Origin of the sequence: Rhodoplanes roseus (assembly GCF_003258865.1) — a bacterium.
In the GTDB taxonomy this organism is placed as follows: domain Bacteria; phylum Pseudomonadota; class Alphaproteobacteria; order Rhizobiales; family Xanthobacteraceae; genus Rhodoplanes; species Rhodoplanes roseus.
Genome location: NZ_NPEX01000591.1, coordinates 1 through 1,067, shown reverse-complemented (window position 1 = coordinate 1,067; position 1,067 = coordinate 1). Strand labels below are relative to the sequence as shown.

The window sequence follows — 1,067 nt, the reverse complement described above, 5'->3', positions numbered from 1 at the left end:
GCTCGGCGCTTGCGCGCCGCCCCGGGACGACTGGCACAGTCTGCACAATCCCCGCCTTCGCAGGGATGAGCGGAGCTTTTGGCGCGGCGGTCGCGATCTCCGAGCGACCGCATGCCTGAGCTGCCGGAGGTCGAGACCGTCCGGCGCGGCCTGGCGCCCGCCATGGAGGGCGCCCGGTTCGTCTCGGTCGAGCTGCGCCGGCCGGATCTGCGCCGGCCGTTCCCCAACGACTTTTGCCAGCGCCTGGAGGGCACCACGGTCGCGGCGCTCAAGCGGCGCGCCAAATACCTGCTGGCCGAGCTGTCCTCCGGCGACGTGCTCCTCATGCATCTCGGGATGTCGGGCTCGTTCCGGGTCGAGCTGCCGGCGACCGCCGGCCGGGAGGGGGCGAGCCTCTCGCCGGGCGGCTACTATCACGCGCGCTCCGAGACCAAGGCGCACGACCACGTGGTGTTCTCGATGTCGTCCGGGGCGCGGCTCGTCTTCAACGATCCGCGCCGCTTCGGGCTGATGCTGATCGTGCCGGCGGCGGACCTCCACGACCATCCGCTGATGCGCGAGGTCGGGCCGGAGCCGCTCGACCCGTCCTTCGACGCCGCCCGGCTGGCCCTCGCGCTGGCCGGCAAGGCGGCACCGCTCAAGGCGGCGCTGCTCGACCAGACCGTGGTGGCCGGCCTCGGCAACATCTACGTGTGCGAGGCCTTGCACCTCTCGCACCTGTCGCCGCGCCGAAAGGCCGGGACGCTGGTGGCCCGCGGCGGCGTGCCGACGCCGCGGCTGGTGGCGCTGGTCGAGGCCGTCAAAGCGGTGCTGGCGGATGCGATCGAAGCGGGCGGCTCCTCGCTGCGCGACCACCGCCAGACCGACGGCACGCTCGGCCTGTTCCAGCACCGCTTTCGCGCCTACGACCGCGAGGGCGAGCCCTGCGTCACCCCCGGGTGCGCCGGCACCGTCCGCCGCATCGTCCAGTCGGGACGCTCGACCTTCTTCTGTCCGGTGTGCCAGAAGTGAGCGTGCGCGGGCGGCCGACGGCACTGGCTTCACCCTCCCCTGGAGGGGGAGGGTCG

The 1,067-nt window shown here is 73.2% G+C and carries 1 protein-coding gene; it reads left to right on the top strand.

Features of this window, described 5'->3' with window-relative positions; genetic code table 11:
- The first annotated feature begins 111 nt into the window (after positions 1-111).
- Entirely contained in the window at positions 112-1,011 is a 900-nt protein-coding gene (gene mutM, locus CH341_RS31460) for a bifunctional DNA-formamidopyrimidine glycosylase/DNA-(apurinic or apyrimidinic site) lyase (RefSeq protein WP_111423652.1), read from the top strand.
- Positions 1,012-1,067: the final 56 nt, after the last annotated feature.